The organism is Terrisporobacter mayombei (genome assembly GCF_020748465.1).
Classification (GTDB): Bacteria; Bacillota; Clostridia; order Peptostreptococcales; family Peptostreptococcaceae; genus Terrisporobacter; species Terrisporobacter mayombei.
The window spans coordinates 141485-162001 of sequence record NZ_JAHZMP010000005.1 but is presented as its reverse complement, the minus strand read 5'-3'; the positions used below and the strand labels follow the sequence as shown (position 1 = coordinate 162001).

At 30.8% G+C, this 20517-nt stretch carries 17 protein-coding genes; 14 read left to right on the top strand and 3 right to left on the bottom strand.

Annotated features, from left to right (window positions below; all coding sequences use genetic code 11):
* Window positions 1–14: 14 nt before the first annotated feature.
* From K0039_RS15740 to K0039_RS15720, 5 genes are all read left to right on the top strand, one after another.
* On the top strand, window positions 15–347 hold the full coding sequence (locus tag K0039_RS15740) for a hypothetical protein (RefSeq protein ID WP_228106026.1): 333 nt from the start codon (window positions 15–17) through the stop codon (window positions 345–347).
* Window position 348: 1 nt separating this feature from the next.
* Complete coding sequence (locus K0039_RS15735; protein ID WP_228106025.1) at window positions 349–1233, top strand: hypothetical protein; 885 nt, start codon at window positions 349–351, stop codon at window positions 1231–1233.
* A 20-nt stretch (window positions 1234–1253) separates the two neighbouring features.
* A complete protein-coding gene (locus K0039_RS15730) occupies window positions 1254–1730 on the top strand; it encodes a signal peptidase I (RefSeq protein ID WP_228106024.1) in 477 nt (158 codons plus the stop codon).
* A 128-nt stretch (window positions 1731–1858) separates the two neighbouring features.
* Complete coding sequence (locus K0039_RS15725) at window positions 1859–3619, top strand: ABC transporter ATP-binding protein (protein ID WP_228106023.1); 1761 nt, start codon at window positions 1859–1861, stop codon at window positions 3617–3619.
* A gap of 90 nt (window positions 3620–3709) precedes the next feature.
* A complete protein-coding gene (locus K0039_RS15720) occupies window positions 3710–4942 on the top strand; it encodes a nucleotidyltransferase domain-containing protein (RefSeq protein ID WP_228106022.1) in 1233 nt (410 codons plus the stop codon).
* A 67-nt stretch (window positions 4943–5009) separates the two neighbouring features.
* Here K0039_RS15720 and K0039_RS15715 read toward each other — a convergent pair whose 3' ends face one another.
* Complete coding sequence (locus K0039_RS15715) at window positions 5010–5810, bottom strand: DeoR/GlpR family DNA-binding transcription regulator (RefSeq protein WP_228106021.1); 801 nt, start codon at window positions 5808–5810, stop codon at window positions 5010–5012.
* Between the two features lie 241 nt (window positions 5811–6051).
* Between K0039_RS15715 and K0039_RS15710 the strand changes: the two genes are divergently transcribed.
* The 4 genes from K0039_RS15710 (at window position 6052) to nhaA (ending at window position 11088) form a co-directional block, all read left to right on the top strand.
* Window positions 6052–7338, top strand: a complete 1287-nt coding sequence (locus tag K0039_RS15710; protein ID WP_228106020.1) for an MFS transporter — start codon at window positions 6052–6054, stop codon at window positions 7336–7338.
* 139 nt (window positions 7339–7477) lie between these two features.
* Window positions 7478–8458, top strand: a complete 981-nt coding sequence (locus tag K0039_RS15705; RefSeq protein WP_228106019.1) for a PHP domain-containing protein — start codon at window positions 7478–7480, stop codon at window positions 8456–8458.
* Window positions 8459–8490: 32 nt separating this feature from the next.
* Window positions 8491–9870, top strand: a complete 1380-nt coding sequence (locus K0039_RS15700; RefSeq protein WP_228106018.1) for an alanine/glycine:cation symporter family protein — start codon at window positions 8491–8493, stop codon at window positions 9868–9870.
* Window positions 9871–9960: 90 nt separating this feature from the next.
* Window positions 9961–11088 carry a Na+/H+ antiporter NhaA gene (nhaA, locus tag K0039_RS15695; RefSeq protein ID WP_322789392.1) on the top strand — a complete coding sequence of 376 codons (1128 nt, stop codon included), beginning with the start codon at window positions 9961–9963 and terminating at the stop codon, window positions 11086–11088.
* Window positions 11089–11133: 45 nt separating this feature from the next.
* On the opposite strand, the gene K0039_RS15690 is transcribed toward nhaA, so the two are convergent.
* Entirely contained in the window at window positions 11134–12129 is a 996-nt protein-coding gene (locus K0039_RS15690; protein ID WP_228106016.1) for an LCP family protein, read from the bottom strand.
* Between the two features lie 182 nt (window positions 12130–12311).
* On the bottom strand, window positions 12312–13082 hold the full coding sequence (locus K0039_RS15685; protein ID WP_228106015.1) for an LCP family glycopolymer transferase: 771 nt from the start codon (window positions 13080–13082) through the stop codon (window positions 12312–12314).
* 248 nt (window positions 13083–13330) lie between these two features.
* On the opposite strand from K0039_RS15685, the gene K0039_RS15680 reads away from it, so the two are divergent.
* The 5 genes from K0039_RS15680 to ortB all read left to right on the top strand — a co-directional run bounded on the left by K0039_RS15680 (window position 13331) and on the right by ortB (window position 20307).
* Window positions 13331–15364 (top strand): transporter substrate-binding domain-containing protein, encoded by a 2034-nt coding sequence (locus K0039_RS15680; protein WP_228106014.1) that lies wholly within the window; start codon window positions 13331–13333, stop codon window positions 15362–15364.
* Complete coding sequence (locus tag K0039_RS15675) at window positions 15365–16723, top strand: sigma-54-dependent transcriptional regulator (protein ID WP_228106013.1); 1359 nt, start codon at window positions 15365–15367, stop codon at window positions 16721–16723. It abuts the gene before it with no gap.
* A 254-nt stretch (window positions 16724–16977) separates the two neighbouring features.
* Window positions 16978–18405 (top strand): Na+/H+ antiporter NhaC family protein, encoded by a 1428-nt coding sequence (locus K0039_RS15670; RefSeq protein WP_228106012.1) that lies wholly within the window; start codon window positions 16978–16980, stop codon window positions 18403–18405.
* 104 nt (window positions 18406–18509) lie between these two features.
* Window positions 18510–18821 carry a 2-amino-4-oxopentanoate thiolase subunit OrtA gene (gene ortA, locus K0039_RS15665; protein ID WP_228106011.1) on the top strand — a complete coding sequence of 104 codons (312 nt, stop codon included), beginning with the start codon at window positions 18510–18512 and terminating at the stop codon, window positions 18819–18821.
* A 52-nt stretch (window positions 18822–18873) separates the two neighbouring features.
* On the top strand, window positions 18874–20307 hold the full coding sequence (gene ortB / locus K0039_RS15660) for a 2-amino-4-oxopentanoate thiolase subunit OrtB (RefSeq protein WP_228106010.1): 1434 nt from the start codon (window positions 18874–18876) through the stop codon (window positions 20305–20307).
* The last annotated feature ends 210 nt before the right edge of the window (window positions 20308–20517 follow it).

The window sequence follows — 20517 nt, the reverse complement described above, 5'->3', positions numbered from 1 at the left end:
TTGGGGGTATAAATATGGGGAAAAAATATGAATGTCCAAAAATAGCTTTTGAAAAAATACAGCCAGCAGAGTCTATAGCTAAGACATGCTGGGGTAATCATGGAACAAATAGAGTAATGTATTTTGATGTTAAAAATGCAGGATGGGTAGAATTTACTGTTGCTGGGGCTGATGCATGTAAACTTGATTCAGTTGCAGATATAACTATTGTAAAGTATCACAATGTTAATATAACTCAACAAGAAGTTTATAATCAATTAATAAACGCAGGAGGTGCAAATGGTAATCCATGGAATGGAAATGGATTTAGTGAAGTAGGTCCTGGACCTGACTGGAGTACAACTTAAAATGAATGAAACGAGTACAATAGAGATTGGCAAATGGACTATAGAATCTAATTATTATGAAGAGAAAGAAAATTATTATTCTTTTCCATGGAAATTAGATTCGTTTAAAAAAGAAAAAAATATAGATAATATAAAGTTTTACTTTGATTTAAAACAATACACATTGAGTCATGATATATTAGATAAAAATAAAATTTATGATGCACGAAAAGTATTTCATAATTATAATGTGTTTCAAGATGAAAATAATGATTTTATATGGAGACAAGATGATTTAAATAAAAACTGTTTACTCAAATATAAAATTAATCCATCTTGGGATAAAATAAACTTGATATATAGCAGTAAAAATATAGATGATAAATTTCTATTTGAGTATCTAGGACGAATATTTTTTTATTCTGTAATAAACTATGGTGGAATTGTATTACATAGTGTACTTATGGAATATAATGATAAAGGAATAATAATTTCTGCACCGTCAGGAATAGGTAAAACTACACATGCAAGAATGTGGAGAGATAAAGAAAGAGCACTTATAATAAATGGTGATAGGGCCTTATGTCGTAAGATATATGGTAAGTGGACAGGCTTTGGGATGCCATGGTGTGGAACATCTGGAGAATATATAAATCGTGATGTAGAAATAAGTGCAATAGTAGTACTAGAACAAGCAAAAGAAAACTCAGTGGAAAAATTAAATATATTACAAGCATTTAATCACATGATACCAAACATCACAGCGCCAACATGGGAAAAAAATCTCTTAAGTAAAGCCATGGACTATCTAGAAGATATGGTAAATGAAATACCAGTATACAAACTAAAATGTACACCGGACATAGAAGCAGTAGAGTTACTAAAAAAAGAAATAGACAAACTTTAATTAAAAATGGAGGGGATGTTATGGAAAAAACTACAAGAAAAGTTTCTACTCATGACCTATTCCCTATAATAGAAGAATTGCTTGCCATGGATAGGCAAGCAATTTTTACTGTAAAGGGAAGAAGCATGTTGCCTTTCATAGGGGATAACAGAGACCAAGTAGTATTAGATAAAAAAGACTTCTCTAACTTAAAAGTAGGAGATATCATACTATTTAAAAATAAATACAATAACTACATATTGCATAGAATTTACAGCATATCACAAGAAGGGTATTTAACTATAGGTGACGGAAATCTTCACTTCGATGGATATGTTAAAAAGGATGAAATAATAGGTGTTGTGATTAAAATAATAAGAAAAAACAAAGAAATAGACTGCAACTCAAAATACTGGAAGTCAATATTCTATATATGGATGAAGCTTCTACCATTAAGAGGAACTATGCTAAAAATTTACTCAAATTCAAGTAAATTAAAAAGAAAAATATTGACATAAATGTCTAAATAAAACAACAATTATCATATAAAGGGGTAAATTTTAAGCAATGTGGTTGCCTTAGGTTGAAACGAAGGGAGCTCATTGGCCATATTTGAGAAGTGAATCTTTTAACAGGGGAGAAATAAATGAATTTCATGAAAAAAGTAATACAAAAAATCAAAGAAGGTCTGCTCCAAGAAATGTGGAAGGAAGCAAAATGGATGTGGCAGTACATAAACCGATACAAATTTGCCGTATTCTTCTACCTAATCCTAGGAATCCTCTCCACAGTAATGGGACTAGCAGGTAGCGTACTTTCCAAATACCTAATAGATGCAGTAACAGGAGTAGACAAAAATAACCTGGGGTGGATTATTGGTGGAATAGTAGGTATGGGAGTTGGAGGAATTATTATAAATGCCATCACTTCAAGAATTTCCACAAAGATAAGCATAAAAGTAAACAACGAAATACGCCAAGAAGCTTACGACAAAGTCATGAGAAGCGATTGGCTGTCCATGACAAATTTCCACAGTGGGGATATACTAAACAGATTAAATGGAGATGTAAGCACTGTATCAGGCAGTGTTGTAGGATGGATACCTAGTCTAATCACAAAAACAGTACAATTCATAGGAGCCCTAGCAATCATACTTTACTATGACCCAACCATGGCAATTTTGGCCCTTATCAGTACACCTATAATGATGATAGTATCAAAATTATTAATGACAAAGATGCGCTACTTTAACAAAAAATCAAGAGAAGTATCAAGTGAAGTTATGGCATTTAACGAGGAATCTTTTCAAAATATACAGTCAATAAAAGCCTTTGATCTAATAGGACATTTCAACAATAAGTTAATCAACATGCAGAACAAGTACAAAGAAGTATCACTAGATTACAATAAATTTTCCATAGCAACTTCATCATTTATGTCATTGGTGGGAATGCTAGTTTCTTACTCATGTTTTGGATGGGGAGTCTATCGTTTGTGGACGGGACACATTACTTATGGAACTATGACTTTATTTTTACAATTATCAGGAACTTTATCAGGCTCTTTTAATGCCTTGGTGGGAATGGTTCCTTCAGCCATCTCAGCCACAACTTCAGCAGGAAGGCTTATGGATTTTTTCAAACTTCCCAATGAGGAATTATTAGATGATGAAAAAATTCAGCATATTTATAACAATACAAAAGATCAAGGACTGACTGTTGAGCTGGATAATGTAATGTTTAATTATGATGAAAATAAAGTAGTATTTGAAAATGCTAGCATAGTAGCGAATCCTGGGGAAATTGTTGCTTTAGTTGGACCTTCAGGAGAGGGAAAAACTACTATGGTAAGGATTTTACTTGCACTTATAAATATTAAAAAAGGAAAAGCTGTTTTAAGAGATATTAATGGAATAGAGTGTAATATTTCAGCAGACAGTAGAAGATTTTTTGCCTATGTACCACAGGGAAATGCCATATTTTCAGGAACAATAGCAGACAATATGAGAATGGTAAAAGAAGATGCCAAAGATGAAGAGATTATAAACGCACTAGAAACAGCCTGTGCCTTTGACTTTGTAAAACAATTACCAGAGGGAATAAACAGTCCGGTGGGAGAAAAGGGCATGGTATTCTCAGAAGGACAAGCTCAAAGACTATCCATAGCCAGAGCACTTCTTAGAAAAAGTCCTGTATTAATTTTAGACGAAGCAACCTCAGCTTTGGATGTGTACACAGAGAGAGTAGTACTTAGAAACATAATGGATATGGGCTATGCAAGAACTTGTATAGTTACAACTCACCGACCTAGCGTGCTGAATTTATGTGATAGAGTTTACAAAATAGACAAAAGTACTGTCAGTGAGATAGATCATAAAGAAGTAGAACAACTGATAAAAAATTTCTAAAACCTAAAATCCACTATCAAGATAAATAAAACAAAATATAGAAACATGAAGGGTGTATCAAAATGTTACACCCTTATAAGAGGGAGAAATATGAGAAAAATATACGAAGATTTTTTACAACTACTAAAATCAAGTTTACAAAGTCAAAACACAACAGCCCTATCATCACCAAACTGGATAGAAATATTTAGACTAGCATCTATACATAAAGTAGAGCCACTAATATACGAATCAGCATATAAAACAGAATCCTTCAAAGAACAAGACCAAAACTTAATCAAACACTCCAAAACCACATCTATGCAAATTGTCTACAGTCAAATTCAAAGAAGTGATAGATTTTTACAACTATACAAGGAGTTCAACAAAGCAGGGCTTGAAATTCTTGTGTTTAAAGGAATTATACTAAGAGAGCTATATCCAATCCCAGATGAGAGAAGATCTGGAGATGAGGATTTATTAATAAAAAAAACAGACTTAAAAAAAGCAGAAGAAATATTGCAAGCAAGGGGTTTAGAGAGAGTTTTATCTCAAGAACCAGAGGAAGATGTGTATCATTATTTTTGTCATAAAACAGGTCTTCATCTAGAACTACATACTATTTTGTTTGGTGGAAAGTCAGGTGTTTACAAAAAAATGGAGCAAATATTCTCCACAGTATTTGAAGACTCAGATGCTATAAACATCAACAACATAGACGTACACACTTTTTCCATAGACAAGCATTTTCTATACATCATCTGCCATGCAATCAAACATTTTGTTTCCTGCGGAACAGGAATAAGGCAAATTTGTGACATATCCATATATATAAACAAATACCATGAAAACATCAACTGGGAATACATATGGAAAGAAATAACTATTCTAGACTACGACACCTTATTAGTAAATTTACTCCAAATAGCTATAGATTATCTGGGATTAAAAGGAAATAAAATAGTATATCTAAAAGATAAAAATGAATACTACATAAATACAGAAGATCTTATAGAAGACATAATGGAGGGTGGAATATATGGATCAAGCACACAAGCAAGATTAAATTCAGCAAATATGTCTCTGGATGCTCTAAATAAAGAATCGAAATCAAAAATTAAGTCCAACATAGCAGCAATCTTCCCAAAAGCAGAAAATTTGAAAGGAAGATACAAATACTTAGAAAAATATCCAATATTACTGCCAGTTGCATGGGGAAGCAGAATTTTTACTTATTCAAAAGAAAGAGGCAGCTTGTTCAATATGGGAGTCACTGCAAAGGAAACTATTGAAGTAGGCAACATAAGAATAGATTTGCTAAAAGAATATAAACTAATAAAATAACAGTAATTAAAAAAGTGCTTTCAAATGAAATATAATTTGTAAGCACTTTTATGATTAAGAATAAATATTAATTTGAAACTATAATATTATGTCCTTCTTTGCTAAATTTATCTACTAATTCATCATCAATATGTGAATCTGTAACTATACATTCAACCACATCCAATGGACACACCTTATAAAGAGAGACTTCATTAAATTTAGTGCTATCTGATAAGACAACAACCTTCTTTGAGCAATTCATCATTTTGTTGTGAATCATAACTTCTGCCATTCTTTGGTCTGTAATGCCATTATCTAAAGATACACCACAAGCTGTTAAAAACATTATATCAAGGTTCACCTTATCTAGTATTAAAGTGGCAAAATCAGAAACAAATGAGTTTTCGTCTGGTGTAAGTACACCACCTGTTGCAATTACAGTAAAGCCCTTTTTGTCAACTAGCTCATGGGCATTTACTAAAGAGTTAGTTACAATTGTAAGATTGTTGAATTTTTGCTTTAACACTTTTGCTAATTCAAATGAAGTAGTTCCAGAGTCAAGGCCTACAGATTGACCTTCTTTTATTAACTCTGCAGCAGAAAGTGCTATAGAGTGTTTCATTTCTGGATTTTGGCACTGTCTTACATTGAAAGAAATATACTTGTCTTCGCTTATATCACTAGAGGTTTGATTTTTGTTCTTAATAATTGCCCCTCCATGGACTCTTTCCAATTTATCAACTTCTTCTAGATACTTAAGATCTTTTCTAATAGTTTCTGAAGAAGCACTTAGGAGCTTTTTTAAATCCGTTGTTTTTACAATTCCATCAGTTCTCAATTTTTCTAATATGATGGAATATCTTTGTTCTGCTATTATATATTTCACCTCCAATTGCATTATGTTGCATATGTATATAATATTATAGGATATATGTATTATTATTGCAAATATTTAATGGCAAATACAATAAAAAACAATTTTCGAAAAGTTAAATACAAAAAAACGCAATAAATAACAAAAAAAACCTTGCAATGCCAAAAAAACACAAGTATAATTAAAAATATAACAAGGAATGGCAAGTTAAGTCACACTTGAAAACGATTTACAATTTAATTGGAGGTTTATAATGGAAACAAACACAAAAGGTATACAAACAGGAAAGTATGCAGCTAACAGATGGTTCACATTTGCCATATTAGTGTTAGGTGCAGGAACTATATTTAAACTTAGTTCTTTAAAGGATGCATTTTATGTTCCTATGCAACAATATATGGGGCTAACTCATACACAAATAGGTATGGCCTTATCAGTGTATGGAATGGTACAAACAGTAGGATTAATATTTTCTATTTATTTATCAGACAGATTTTCTAAAAAGTATATGATATCGTTCTCACTAGTAGGAGTAGGTTTAACAGGTATTTATTTATCTACATTCCCTACATATGCAGGATTCTTAGCAGCATTTGCTATACTTGCTATATTTGGTGAAGTTGTTTATTGGCCAGTTCTTTTAAAAGCAGTTAGACTTACTGCTACAGAAGAAGAACAAGGAAGAATATTTGGTTTCTTAGAAGCTGGACGTGGAGTAGTTGATACTATAGTAGCATTCTCAGCTCTAGCAATATTTAGTGCTATGGGATCAAGCGCTGCTGGACTTAAAGGTGGTATATTATTCTTCTCAGGTGTTGTTATAGTAGTTGGAATAATATCATTCTTCTTAGTACCACATGATGAGATAAGAGAAACTGATGATTCTGGTGAAAAAATAGGTAAAAATGCTGCAGCATTCCAAGGTATGATGCAAGCAGTAAAAATGAAAGAAATATGGGTAGTTGCATTCACAATATTCTCAGTATATTGTGTTTACTGTGGACTTACATACTTTATACCATTCTTAAATGATATATATGCAATGCCAGCAGCTTTAGTTGGAGCTTACGGAATAATCAACCAATATGGATTAAAAATGATTGGTGGGCCAGTTGGTGGATTCTTAGCTGATAAGGTTACTAAATCTACTGCTAAATATATAAGAGCAGCATTTGTTGTAGCAGCAGTTGCAATGACTGTAATAGTAATGTTACCTCATGAAAATATGAATATATATGTAGGTATGACATTAACATTAGGATTCGGAGCTATAATATTCACAATGAGAGCAGTATTCTTTGCTCCAATGGATGAAATAAAAGTTCCAATAGAAATAAGTGGTGCAGCAATGTCAATAGGATCTTTAGTAGGATATTTCCCATCAACATTTGCATACACATTATACGGAAGTATGTTAGACAAAACTCCAGGGATTGCAGGATACAAAATGGTATTTATGACAATGATAGCGTTCTCAGTAGTAGGATTCTTCATAAGTTCTTACTTAGTACACGTAATTAAAAAGAAACAACAAGCCTAATAATAATAATTTAAATAAATTTGCTTTAACATGACCTGTGAATTTTTTCACAGGTTTATGCTCAATTAATACGAAATTTTTATTATACAACAAATAGTGCTTTATATTATAATAGAAATGCATAGAAGGAGAAATAATTATGGAAAGTATAAATATCAGAGGATTCAAAACAGATGGTAAGTGGTACAAAGGAAATTTACACAGTCATACTACAGTGTCAGATGGAAGATTAGAACCTAAAGAAGCAGTAGAACTATATAAAAAGAATGGATATTCATTCATGTGCTTAAGTGAGCATGATAGATATACAGATTTTAGAGATGAGTTAAATAGCGAAGAATTTATATTATTACCAGGTATAGAATGTTCTAGTGTTTTATATGACGAAAACAATGAAAGAAAAAAAATACATCATTTACATGGAATATTAGGAACAAGTGAAATGCAAGAAAAAGCAAAGGATAACTTGTTTAAACATATGGAAACATTGGATCATGCATCATGGGAAGGGGCTAAAACAGCTCAAGATATAGCTGATTTAATGGAATCAAAAGGTTGTATAGCTACTTATAATCATCCATTATGGTCAAGAGTGGACCAAGAAGACTTTATAAATACTAGAGGAATATTTGCTCTTGAGATATACAATCATGGAACAGTTCTTGAAAGCAATACAGGTTATGATACAACTCATTGGGATACTATGTTAAGAAAAGGAAACAGAGTCTTTGGATTCGCATCAGATGATAACCACAATGAAGATTTTTTACCAGATTCTTGTGGTGGATGGATAATGGTTAAGGCTGAATCTTTAGAGCATGATAATATAATAAATGCATTATTAGAAGGAAATTACTACTCTTCATCAGGGCCAGAAATATATGATTTTGGTATAAAAGATGGAGTAGCTTATGTGGAATGCTCACCGGTAAATCATGTACACTTCATGTCAGGAAATGCAATAAATGGAGGTTTTTCATACTGGGGAGAGCCAAAAGAAGATAGAGTTACAAAAGCAGAATTTAAACTAAGAGGTAACGAAACTTATATAAGAATAGAGTGTGTTGATAAATATGGGAAAAAGGCTTGGAGTAATCCTATATTTATAGATGAACTATAAGGTTAATAAATTATATTTTAGGTGAGGTAAATATGGAGAGTATGGGAAATTTTATGAAAGAACTTGCTAGTATGTTATGGGGAGACTGGCTTTTATATACTTTATTATCAGTAGGTGTGCTTTACTCCTTTGCAACTGGGTTTATACAATTCAGAAAATTCCCCTATATAATGAGGGAAACATTGTTAAAACCTATTAAAGAAAAGTCAAAAAATAAAGAATCTAACTCTAATAGTACTACAATATCACCATTTCAAGCAATGTGTGCAGCCCTTGCCAGTTGTGTTGGAAGTGGCAATATTATAGGTGTTTCCACAGCACTTGTTTCAGGAGGAATAGGCGCAATATTTTGGATGTGGGTGGCTGCATTTTTAGGAATGGCAACAAAATATGGAGAGATAATTTTAGGTATTTTATATAGAGAGAAAAATCATAGAGGAGAGTATGTGGGAGGACCTATGTACTATATCTCTAAAGGATTAAGGTTACCAGTATTAGGTAGTATCACTGCCATACTTATGACGATACAAATAATAGGTGGAAACTTTATTCAGTCAAACGCTATTTCAGGAGTAATGAAAAATTCATTTAATGTGACTCCCATAGTTACAGCAGCAATATTATTTACAGTAATTTTTATTATAGTATCTGGAGGATTTAAAAGACTAGCAAGTGTAACTCAAAAAATTGTACCATTTATGGCAATATTTTATATTTTATCTGGTGTTATATTGATACTAATCAATATAGAGCAAGTACCTGTAGTATTTGTAGATATTTTTAAAAGTGCTTTTTCAGTAGAAGCTGGCATAGGTGGTATAGCAGGTCACACTATGAAAGAAGCTATGAGATTTGGTGTAGCGAGAGGTTTGTATTCTAATGAGGCTGGGGAGGGATCAGCACCAGTAATCCATTCAACTGCCAGCGTTTCTCATCCAGTAGAGCAGGCTATCTTTGGTGTTACGGAAGTATTTATAGATACAATAATAATTTGCACAATTACAGGTTTAGTGATAGGGTGTACAGGTGTTTTAGATAGTGGAGCTGATCCTTCTGTATTAGTAATTAATGCATTTGGAACAATCAACCCATTATTAAGCTATATAGTATCAATAAGTCTCATATCTTTTTCTTTTACATCACTTATAAGTCAATGGTACTTTGGTTATGTAGGATTAAACTATGTGTTCGGTGAAAAAATAGCACTGAATTTTAAATATGTATTCCCAATGTTTACAATAATAGGGTCGCTAGTAAGTATAGATATGGTATGGACAATACAAGATTGTGCTCTTGGACTGTTAATATTACCAAATCTTCTAGCACTAATAATATTATTACCTAAAGTAAGAAAATTGACAAAAGAGTATTTTCAACAAGATTATATAAAAACTAAAGAAGTAATAAATTAGTAGACCTCAATTATATTGAGGTTTACTTTTTTAAAAAATGGAGGATTATTATGTTGCAAAGCGTGAAAAAGATAATGAAATCAGAGGTGTATACCAGGCGTAGCTTTAATGATTGCGACCTTGATTTCTGTAATAATAGCAAATAGTAGTTTTAAAGGTTTATACGATGATTTATTTTATAACACATATATATTTGGACATTTCAATTTTCATATGATAATTAATGATTTTCTAATGGCCATATTCTTTTTATATGTCACATTGGAAATAAAAAAAGAAGTGGAATATGGAATGTTATCTAGTTTTAAAAAGGCATCTTTTCCTATTTTGGCATCTTTGGGTGGCGTTATTGTTCCTGCAATAATATATTTAATATTCAATTTCAAAAGCGGGTATTCAGACGGATTAGGAGCTGTAATTTCCACAGATATAGCTTTTGCTGTAGGAATGTTTATGATTTTTAAATCTAAATTAAATAGTGAACTTAAAATATTTTTATTATCTTTAGCAGTAGTAGATGATTTAATCGCTATTATAGCAATACTATTTTTATATTCATCTAAATTAAATTACATGGCTTTACTAATTTCAATTGGTATAATGGTTGTTCTTATATGTTTAAATAAAATATTTAAGGTAAAAAATATATGGGTTTACTTAGGTGTTGGGTTGATATTGTGGTATTTCATTTATTTAAGTGGAATTCATGCAACTATAAGTGGCGTATTTTTAGCCATGGCAATACCATCAGAAAGACTGGGAAGTAAGGGATCCATAGCAGAAAAGTTAGAGCATAAATTAATGTACTTATGCAATCTAATTATATTGCCTTTATTTGCCTTTGCTAACACATCTGTAGTGTTAACTCTTAATGTGGCTGTTCCAAACTCATTTAATCTTGTAATGGGAATTATTTTGGGACTTGTAATTGGAAAGCCTTTAGGGGTAGTACTATTTAGTTTTATAGCTACAAAGCTTCACATTGCAGAAAAACCCAAAGATATTTCATGGAGATCTATAACTGAGGTGGCAATGCTAACAGGAATAGGATTTACTATGGCTATTTTTACTTGTGAATTAGCGTTTTTAGGAAATAAAGATGTTATAAATTTAGCTAAATTATCTATATTTATATCTGCTATGTTATCAGTAGTATGTACAAATATGCTATTATCAGCTAAGAGAATTAGATTTAGAATTAAGGGATTTGCAAAATAAGTTTATTATAAAAAGAACCGACCCAATTGGGTCGGTTTTATATTTTTAGTAATTTAGTTCAATTTTACTATTGTCTTTTAAATAATCATTATCTTTCATATCTATATCTTTAAAGATAAAATCTTTCAAGACACAGACAGAATTCACATCATATAACCATACCCAGCCAGCATCTTTGTAAGTACCACCTTTAACATGAACATTATCTATAATAGGAAATTGTCCTTGTTTAACATTGTTAACTGCCCCAGAAGAGTAGGCATTGGCAGACAGATTCAAAATTTCTGAAGAGGTAATATTTGTTGAGTAGTATGGATCCAACTCTTTAAGAGTTTTGTCGTTGGCTTTACTTTTTATATCTTTCAGAACTGACATAAGAACTTCTCGTTGTCTTGAATCTCTATTAATGGCATTGTCTGAATATCTTATTCTAGTATAAGCTATAGCTTGGTATCCATTTAGCTTTTGTACACCTGTTGAGCCTAAAAGTTTCATATCACCTTTATTTTCATAAGTACAACTTTCATAAGTAGCAGGAATTAGATTATTTACAGCTTCTAATTCATGTTGCTCCACATTTACTTCAACTCCACCTAATATAAATATAATATTCATTAAATTATCAAAATCTACTTGTATGTACTTATATAGCTCAATTCCAAAATTATTCTTTATAGTTTTAAATAACAAATCTTGTTTTCCCCAGAAATATGCCTCATTAAGCTTACCCTTTCCAAATTCAGGAATATCAACATAAGTATCACGAGCTAATGATGTAAATTTTATACTCTTGTTTTTCATGTCCAATGTGGCAATAATCATACAGTCAGATCTAAATGCATCTTCCTTATCCCTCCCATCAGTTCCAAGTAATAAAATATTTGTAATATTATTTGAAGTATTTTGAGATGAGGAATTATCTGTACTTGAACTTTTATTATTTTGTAAGGCCCAGAAAGTAATACAAGGTATGCCTATAAGCAGTAAAAGTAATACTATAGTAATAGTTTTTAAGTTAAAGTTCTTTTGTGTTTTTGCCAAAGTAAGCCTCCTTTTCAATAATAAATAATTATACCATATGGATATACTACTAAATCACTATTTTATTCAAGAAAAAATAATATTGAACTAAATTTTTTTAGTTGTCCAATATTAAGTTATTTTTGTTAAAAGATACAGAAACTGAATATAAAAAAGAACCGACTCTGGGCTCGGCTTTGTTTTTATCTAAATTCATATTTAGTTGATGCAAGTTTTAACATATCAGGAATAGTTAAATTTGTTTCTACATAGGGTTTCATTTTATTATAAATTTCAAAGTATTTATTAAAACCTAGATTCTTAACGTTTTTAACTAAAGTAAGAATAGTATCTTGTTGCTTACTACTGTCTTTTGAAATTACACTAATATAAGCCAATGATTGATATTCATTTATATTTTGAATACCTGGAGAAGTTATTAATTTCATATCTACTTTATTTTTACCTTGGAGCTGAGAATAAAATTTTGGAATTAGATTATTAATAAGTTTTATATCTTCTGGCTTAATATTTACGGATATATCGCCTAAAATTGAAATTACATTCATTAGTTGAGATGTATCAACTTTTAAAAACTTATCTAAATTTATATTTAGATTTTTCTCAACAGTATTTAGTAAATTATTCATATTACTTCTGTCAAAATAACCTGTGTTTGCAACTTCTGTCAATTTTATATCCTTGTTGGTTGGATCAAGTGATGCCACTACCATGGAGTCTGACTTATCATCCAAAAGTAAGATGTTTGTAGTATTTTGTGAAGCTTTATCTTTAGTTGAACCTTCTGTGTAAGTATTATTATCCGTGATAGTTTCTTTTACTTTTGTTGATGAAGGTAAGATATTTGATTTTTTCTGTGTAAATAAATCAGCATAAGTCACTATCCCAATTATTATAAAAATTAAACTTGTTGATATAATGATAAATTTTAACTTTTTAAAAACTTTAAACAAGAGAATTCCTCCTTTTACTAATAGTTGTACTAGGAGTATGGGAAAAATTCTTGAATTATATAACAGTTTTTATTTCTTATAATTGGTAAAGTACAAAAATAGTTATAAAACTATTACCATTGATTTCACTCCTAATAAAAATTTACATCTATTTATTATTTTACTATACATTGAAAACTATTATTAGGTGGTTTTAAAAAATGATATATAATTATATTGAGTCTAAATAAAGAAAAAAAGGGGTTATTATGAAGAAAAAGATATACATATCGGGAATTTTGATATTAATTTTTACAATTAATTTAATTAATTATATAGTAGAAAATCAATATGGTGTAAACTTAATAGAATATTCCACAATATCAAAGCCATTAACTGAGGAAGAAAAACAGTGGCTGAAAAATCATGGAGATATAATTTATGGCGCTGACAAAAATGCTCCACCTCTTAGATATGTGGATAAAGATAATCAATATAAGGGGATTTTTATTGACTATTTGAATTCTCTATCAATAGAAAGTGGTTTGCAGATTAAGGTTAGACCTTTAGTTTGGGACAAGGCATTATCAGAATTAAAAAATGAAAAAACAGATATATGTGATATGTTTCCAAGTGTAGAAAGATCAAAAGACTATTTATTTAGTAACCCTATTTACAAACTAAGGGGAGTTATTGTAACTAATGAGAATAATAAATATATAAAAAATTTGTGGGATTTAAATGATAAAACAATAGCAGTTCAGTTGGGAGACTATACTAACGAATTTTTAGAAGAGAATGTAAAAAATGCAAAATATGTTTATGTAGCGGATATTAATGAAGCTTTGAAAGTATTAAAAAGTGGAGAAGCTGATGCTGTAGTTGGTGATGAACCAGTTTGTAGTTATTTTATACAGAAAAATCATTATGAAGGTCAATTAAAAATAGTGGAAAAGGAAATATACGAAAATGATGTTGTTTTGGCAGTTCCTAAAAGTCATGGAACTTTAGTGAATATTATAAATAAGGGTATTTATTCTTTAAATAAAAATAATATAATGGAAAAAATGCAACAAAAATGGTTTGGAATCTCTGCTACCATGACTTATACAGGAGAAAAGGAAGCTTATTCATTCAAAATTCTATTAAGCATACTTTTTATTTTTATCTTACTAACATACTTATTTTATTTAATTAATAGATCTTTGAAAAATGCTGTTGCAGATAGAACAAAGGAGCTTAATAGAAGTAAAAATGAGTTACAGGCAGCCTTCGATGTTTTAAATAGAATGGTTATTATTGTAGATGGAAGAGGAAAAATTTTAAATGGAAATAAATCTTTTTATAATTACTGTAATTTTACTAAGGAAGAGCTTTCTAGTAAAAAAGTAAATGAAATAGATGAGATGTTTAAATATATTTGGCAAACTCTTGATGTTAAAAGCATGAAAGAAGCACCTTTTGAATTTAATTATAATAATAGAATTTATAGAATACATGTAAGAAATATAAAAGATATAGAACAGTTAGATAATAAAAGTGAAGAAAATAAAACCTATGATATGCTGATTACGATAAATGATATTACAAACACCAAGGCCACAGAAAAACAATTATTACAATCAGAAAAAATGGCTGCCATTGGTCAACTTGCTGCAGGTGTTGCCCATGAAATAAGAAATCCTTTAGGTATTATTAGAAACTACTGCTATCTTCTTCAAGGGAAAAATGCTAGACAAAATGAAGAAATATACAAAAAGAGCATAGACAATATTGAATTATCAGTGGAGAGGGCTAGTGGAATTATAGATAATCTTCTTAACTTCTCTTCCATATCGGGAGATGAATATAGAGAAATAAATATAAGGGAGTTCTTGCTTTTCATTTTACAATTGGAGAAAAAGGCCATGAAGGAGATGAACATAGAACCAATCTTATTTTGTGAAAATGTATTTATTTATACTAATGAAGAAAGCTTAAAACATATTTTTATAAACTTAATTACTAATGCTGTTGACTCTATGCCAAATGGAGGAACTATAAAAATTACTTGTGTTGATAAGGGTCATATTATACAAATTGATATTGCTGATAGTGGAGTTGGTATTGAAAAACATAATTTAGATAATATATTTAATCCATTTTTTACAACTAAAAACCCAGGAAAGGGAACTGGCTTAGGTCTTTTTATAGTTTACAATGAAGTACAAAAACTAGGTGGAAATATTGAAATAACTAAAAGTGAAATAAATATAGGGACAACATTTAGGATTGAAATACCTACAAAGGAGGAATTGATTTAGATGGATAATTTTAAAATACTTGTAGTAGATGATGAAATACAATATCAAGAAGTTATAAATATGATTTTGCAAAGTGAAGGATACAAAACAAAAGTAGCTAGTAGTGGTGAAGAAGCTCTAGAAATATTGAAAAAAGAAGAATTTCACTTAGTTTTAACAGATTTAAAAATGAATGGTATGGATGGAATTCATTTGTTGGAAGAAATAAAAAATAACTATATTAATACTTATGTAATGTTAATTACTGGTTTTGGCACAATAAAAAATGCAGTGGAGGCAATGAAAAAAGGCGCTTTTGGATATTTTATAAAGGGAAACAATCCAGGAGAGCTTATAAGAGAGATTGAAAAAGTTAAGAAAGAATGTGAAAGTACAGAAAAAGTTGAAAAAATAAATAACAAGTTTTTATTGGATACTAAAAATTATAATTTTAGAAAAATATTAGAAATTGCTAAAAAGGCAGCTTCTGCTGATGTAAATGTTTTAATAACGGGGGAGTCAGGAACAGGAAAGGAAGTAATGGCCAGGTTTATTTATGAAAATAGTGAAAGGAAAAATGAAAAATTTGTGCCAGTTAACTGTCAGGCATTTTCAAGTGGCTTATTAGAGTCTGAGTTATTTGGACATGAAAAAGGATCTTTTACAGGGGCAGTAAATAAAAGAATTGGTCGATTTGAAGAAGCCCATGGTGGAACTTTATTTTTAGATGAAGTAGGAGAAATTGATTTAAATACTCAAGTCAAATTACTTAGAGTTTTGGAAAACAGAACTATAGAAAAAATCGGAAGTAATAAACCTATAGATGTGGATTTTAGATTAATTTGTGCTACCAATAAGGACTTTTATGAAGCAATAGAAAATAAAGAATTTAGAGAAGACTTATTTTATAGAATAAACACAATTTCTATTCATTTACCATCATTAAAAGAAAGAAAAGAAGATTTACCCATGTTAATTGATTTCTTTCTAAAAAAATCTTCTGCCAAATATAATAAAAAAATAGTAAAGGTAGAAGATGATGTAATGAATCATTTGCTAAATTATGAATACAAAGGAAATATAAGAGAGTTAAAAAATATTTTAGATAGACTTGTGGTTTTATCAGAAAATGGAATCATTGGCAAGGAATTTGTTTCAGCAAATGTCCAACCTAGTATAGAACCAGACTGTGGAAGCTTTATAAAGTTAGAAGACATTAAACCTTTAAAGGAAATTAAACAAGAAGCTGAGGCCAATTATATAAAAAAAGTGTTAGGAAGATTTAATGGCAATATTACAAAAAGTGCAGAGTACTTAGAAATTAGTAGAAGGCAACTTTTTAATAAAATAGTGGAGTACAATGTGAAAGAAGATTTATAGTGTGAAAAAAATTACATACATAAGTAGGAAAAATATTTCCAGGTGGAAAAAAGTTGCACATTTATTTAATAAATTATGTGACTTGCTGGAAGTATTTTTCCTTTTTTATTGTAAGAAAGCAGAAAAAACTGTTATAAAATACCGTTACTTTAGGAAAAATTAATTATTTTGTAAAAGTTTGAAAACTTGGCATAACAATTGCTTATATAAAAAGGCAGATATAATAATCAATTATAAAATGGAGGGTTTTATATATGGAAGAAAAAAAGACGCTTAGGTTTCATGGTGGAGGATGGATGTCCTTTTTACCTTTTGGAGTATTTATATTAATAGCAATCTATATATCAGTTCTTAATGCGCCAGATATAAGAGGAATGTGGATTGGTGCATTACTGGGAATTATGGCAACTTATTTTTTCGCAACAGATAAACAAACTTATTGTGACACAGTTATAGAAGGTATGGCAGATCCAATAGCAGTAACGCCTATAGCATGTTGGATATTTGCAGGTGTTTTTGCATCAGTTCTTAGAGCATCTGGTTTAGTTGAAGGAATTATCTGGCTTGCATATAATGTTGGAGCCAGTGGAAGAATTTTCGTGGCAATTACATTTATAGCAAGTGCATTATTTGCAACAGCAGCAGGAACAGGATTCGGAACAATAGTTGCAGGTATGTCAGTTTTATACCCAGCAGGTGTTTTACTTGGAGCAAACCCAGTTGTTATGGCAGGAGCTATAGTTGGTGGAGGAGCCTTTGGTGACAACTTGGCACCGCTATCTGATACTACTATATGCTCCGCGGCAACTCAGGGAGCAGATGTTGGTGGAGTCGTAAAATCAAGATTAAAGTATTCCTTGGTAGCTGGAGCAGCAACTTTAGTAGTAATTATGTTATTTGGTGGTGGAGGAGCAGCTCATGATATTCCTTATGATTTAGTTTCTCAATATATGAATCCAAAAGGATTATTAATGTTAATACCAGCAGCAATAACAATCACTTTAGCGATAAAAGGTTATCACATAATAGCAGCAACAACTATAGGAACAATAGCAGCAGCAATATTTGGATGTGTACTTGGAATGATAAGTCTATCAGACTTGTTATTTATAGAAGGAGATACAGTTCAAGGTCTACTAGTAGATGGAATAGGTGGAATGGTTGATATATGTATCCTAGCACTTTTAGTTCTAGCTTGTGTAAGAATTATGCAAAAAGGTGGAGGAGATAAAGCTTTAATAGGTATAACAGAAAAATTTGTACATACTGCTCGTGGTGTGGAAATGAGTATAGGGGCTTTGGCACTTGCAATGTCTGGAATAATGGGATTAAATGCACCACCAATCCTTGCAATAGGAACATCTTTTGCTAAACCTTTAGGAGAAAAATATAAAATATCTCCATATAGAAGAGCAAACCTACTAGATGCAACAGCGTGTACATTAGTTTATTCTCTACCTTGGACACCAGCTTTATTACTTACTAAGAACCTGTCAGTTCAAGCTAGTGAGCAATTTGGTAGTATGGTACCTGCACTTACAACAACTCAAATGTCTCCATGGATAATTTACTGTTGGGCACTTCTTGTAGTAATGTTATTTGCCATGATAAGTGGTTGGGGAAGAACATATGTAAACAGTAAAGGTGAAGAAGTAAAAACTTTAGCTGAAGCAGAGGCTTAAATAAATTTAAATGATAGCCGAATTCTAGGTTTATCTTAGCTAGCCATAGACCTAGAGTTTATGAAATATAAGAAACCTAAATTGAGAAAGGAGCTAAATTAAAAATGATTATAGCAAAAAAAGGTGATTGGGTAGAGGTAGAAGAAGTACTTTTGAAGCCAGAAGAAAGAGCACCTCAAGTGCCAGATGATACAAAAGAAGTACCTTTAGTTCAATGGATAAGAGGATTAATGATAACAGAAGAAGCAACTATAGGTGATCAAATTGAGATAGAGACAATAATAGGAAGAAGTGTAAGAGGACAATTATGTGCAATAAATCCTAGACACGTACACGACTTTGGGGAACCAGTAAAAGAATTAATTCAAGTTGGAATGGAACTTAGAAAAGAAATAGAAGAATTAAATAGTAAATAAAAAAGAGTGAAAGAAAGATTTAATTTATCATAGAAGAGAAGGGGATGTAGATATGAAGGATATGTCTTACTTAGCCGTAATGGGCAGAAAAAATGACATAATGAAGGAAGCAGTAGGACTTGATTATAGTGTTTTTGAACATGGAAAAATAGCTTTTGATTATGAAAAGATGATGGCATCAGTTGATTATTCAATAGAAGATATAGTAAAAATACAAAAAGAAGCAAAAGTTGGTGGAACACCTTTGTTGGAGCTTAAAAATATAACTGCTTTAGTTAGAAAATATTCAAAAGAAGGCAAGGGGGCTAGAATATTTGTAAAAGACGAAGCAGCAAATGCATCAGGATCATTTAAAGCTAGAAGAGCAGCTATATCTGTTTATCATGCTAAAAAAATGGGATATAAAGGTGTAATAGCAGCAACTAGTGGAAACTACGGTGCAGCTGTAGCATCACAAGCGGCTCAACTTGGATTAAAATGTATAATAGTTCAAGAAGTATTTGATTCTAAAAAAGTAGGTCAACCAGAAATACTTGAAAAAACTAGAAAATGTGAGGCATTAGGTGCAGAAGTTATACAATTAACAGTTGGACCAGAATTATTCTATACATTCTTAAAATTATTAGAAGAAACAGGATATTTCAATGCTTCTTTATATACACCATTTGGAATAGCTGGCGTGGAAAGTTTAGGATATGAATTAGCTAATCAAATGATGGAAATGGAAGGTAAATACCCAGATGTAGTAGTAGCAACACATGCAGGAGGAGGAAACTTAACTGGAACAAAGAGAGGGTTAAATTTAGCTGGAGCAAAAGATACTAAAATAATAGGTGCATCTGTTGATTTAAGCGGATTACACATGGCATCTGATCATGCATTTAATAGAAAGTCTTTTACAACAGGCCATACAGGATTTGGAGTTCCATTTGCAACTTGGCCAGATAGATCTGACGTACCAAGAAACGCAGCTAGAGTTTTAAGATACATGGACAGATATGTAACAGTTACGCAAGGAGAAGTATTCTACGTAACAGAAGCATTGGCTCAAGTGGAAGGAACAGAAAGAGGACCAGCAGGAAATACTTCTCTTGCAGCAGCCATATCTATAGCAAAAGAAATGGATGAAGATCAAATAATAGTAGTACAAGAAACAGAATACACAGGAGCAGGAAAACATCCGATGCCACAGCTTACTTTTGCTAAACAAAATGGAATAGAAATAAGAAGAGGAAATCCAAGAGAAAACGTTCCTGGCCAAAATATAGTAATACCTTGGAATATGGGAGACATCCAATCAAATGATTTAGATTTAGATAGACTAAAAAATAACTTTATAAAAAATGCAGTTGTTAATAACAAGTTGGAAGAAATAGATGAAGAAGATATATTATATTTAATAGAAGAAGTAAATAAAGATAGAGACTTTGTTGTAAAGCGTTTAGAAGAACTAGGAGTAAAAGTTGTAAACAAAGCAACAGTTTAAGCCTCAAAACCTAATTAATTATAAATTTTTTTAAAAACCAAAATTAAAATAATAAAAAACCCTCAATAAATACATTTTATGAGGGTTTTTTACTTGTCATATATGTAGCATTTATATATCAATTATTTATAAAATAAATTTCATAATGTTTCATTCAAATAAGAAAACTGATACAATTTAAAAGGTTAATTTATAAAAATTAAGCAATAA

What these genes read in the sequence shown, in the direction of transcription:
- K0039_RS15680 (WP_228106014.1), top strand. Translation starts at nt 13,331, where the DNA reads ATGAAGAAAAAGATATACATATCGGGAATTTTGATATTAATTTTTACA.
- K0039_RS15700 (WP_228106018.1), top strand. Translation starts at nt 8,491, where the DNA reads ATGGAGAGTATGGGAAATTTTATGAAAGAACTTGCTAGTATGTTATGG.
- K0039_RS15705 (WP_228106019.1), top strand. Translation starts at nt 7,478, where the DNA reads ATGGAAAGTATAAATATCAGAGGATTCAAAACAGATGGTAAGTGGTAC.
- K0039_RS15725 (WP_228106023.1), top strand. Translation starts at nt 1,859, where the DNA reads ATGAATTTCATGAAAAAAGTAATACAAAAAATCAAAGAAGGTCTGCTC.
- K0039_RS15670 (WP_228106012.1), top strand. Translation starts at nt 16,978, where the DNA reads ATGGAAGAAAAAAAGACGCTTAGGTTTCATGGTGGAGGATGGATGTCC.
- K0039_RS15675 (WP_228106013.1), top strand. Translation starts at nt 15,365, where the DNA reads ATGGATAATTTTAAAATACTTGTAGTAGATGATGAAATACAATATCAA.
- K0039_RS15720 (WP_228106022.1), top strand. Translation starts at nt 3,710, where the DNA reads ATGAGAAAAATATACGAAGATTTTTTACAACTACTAAAATCAAGTTTA.
- K0039_RS15740 (WP_228106026.1), top strand. Translation starts at nt 15, where the DNA reads ATGGGGAAAAAATATGAATGTCCAAAAATAGCTTTTGAAAAAATACAG.
- K0039_RS15710 (WP_228106020.1), top strand. Translation starts at nt 6,052, where the DNA reads ATGGAAACAAACACAAAAGGTATACAAACAGGAAAGTATGCAGCTAAC.
- K0039_RS15735 (WP_228106025.1), top strand. Translation starts at nt 349, where the DNA reads ATGAATGAAACGAGTACAATAGAGATTGGCAAATGGACTATAGAATCT.
- ortB (WP_228106010.1), top strand. Translation starts at nt 18,874, where the DNA reads ATGAAGGATATGTCTTACTTAGCCGTAATGGGCAGAAAAAATGACATA.
- K0039_RS15730 (WP_228106024.1), top strand. Translation starts at nt 1,254, where the DNA reads ATGGAAAAAACTACAAGAAAAGTTTCTACTCATGACCTATTCCCTATA.
- ortA (WP_228106011.1), top strand. Translation starts at nt 18,510, where the DNA reads ATGATTATAGCAAAAAAAGGTGATTGGGTAGAGGTAGAAGAAGTACTT.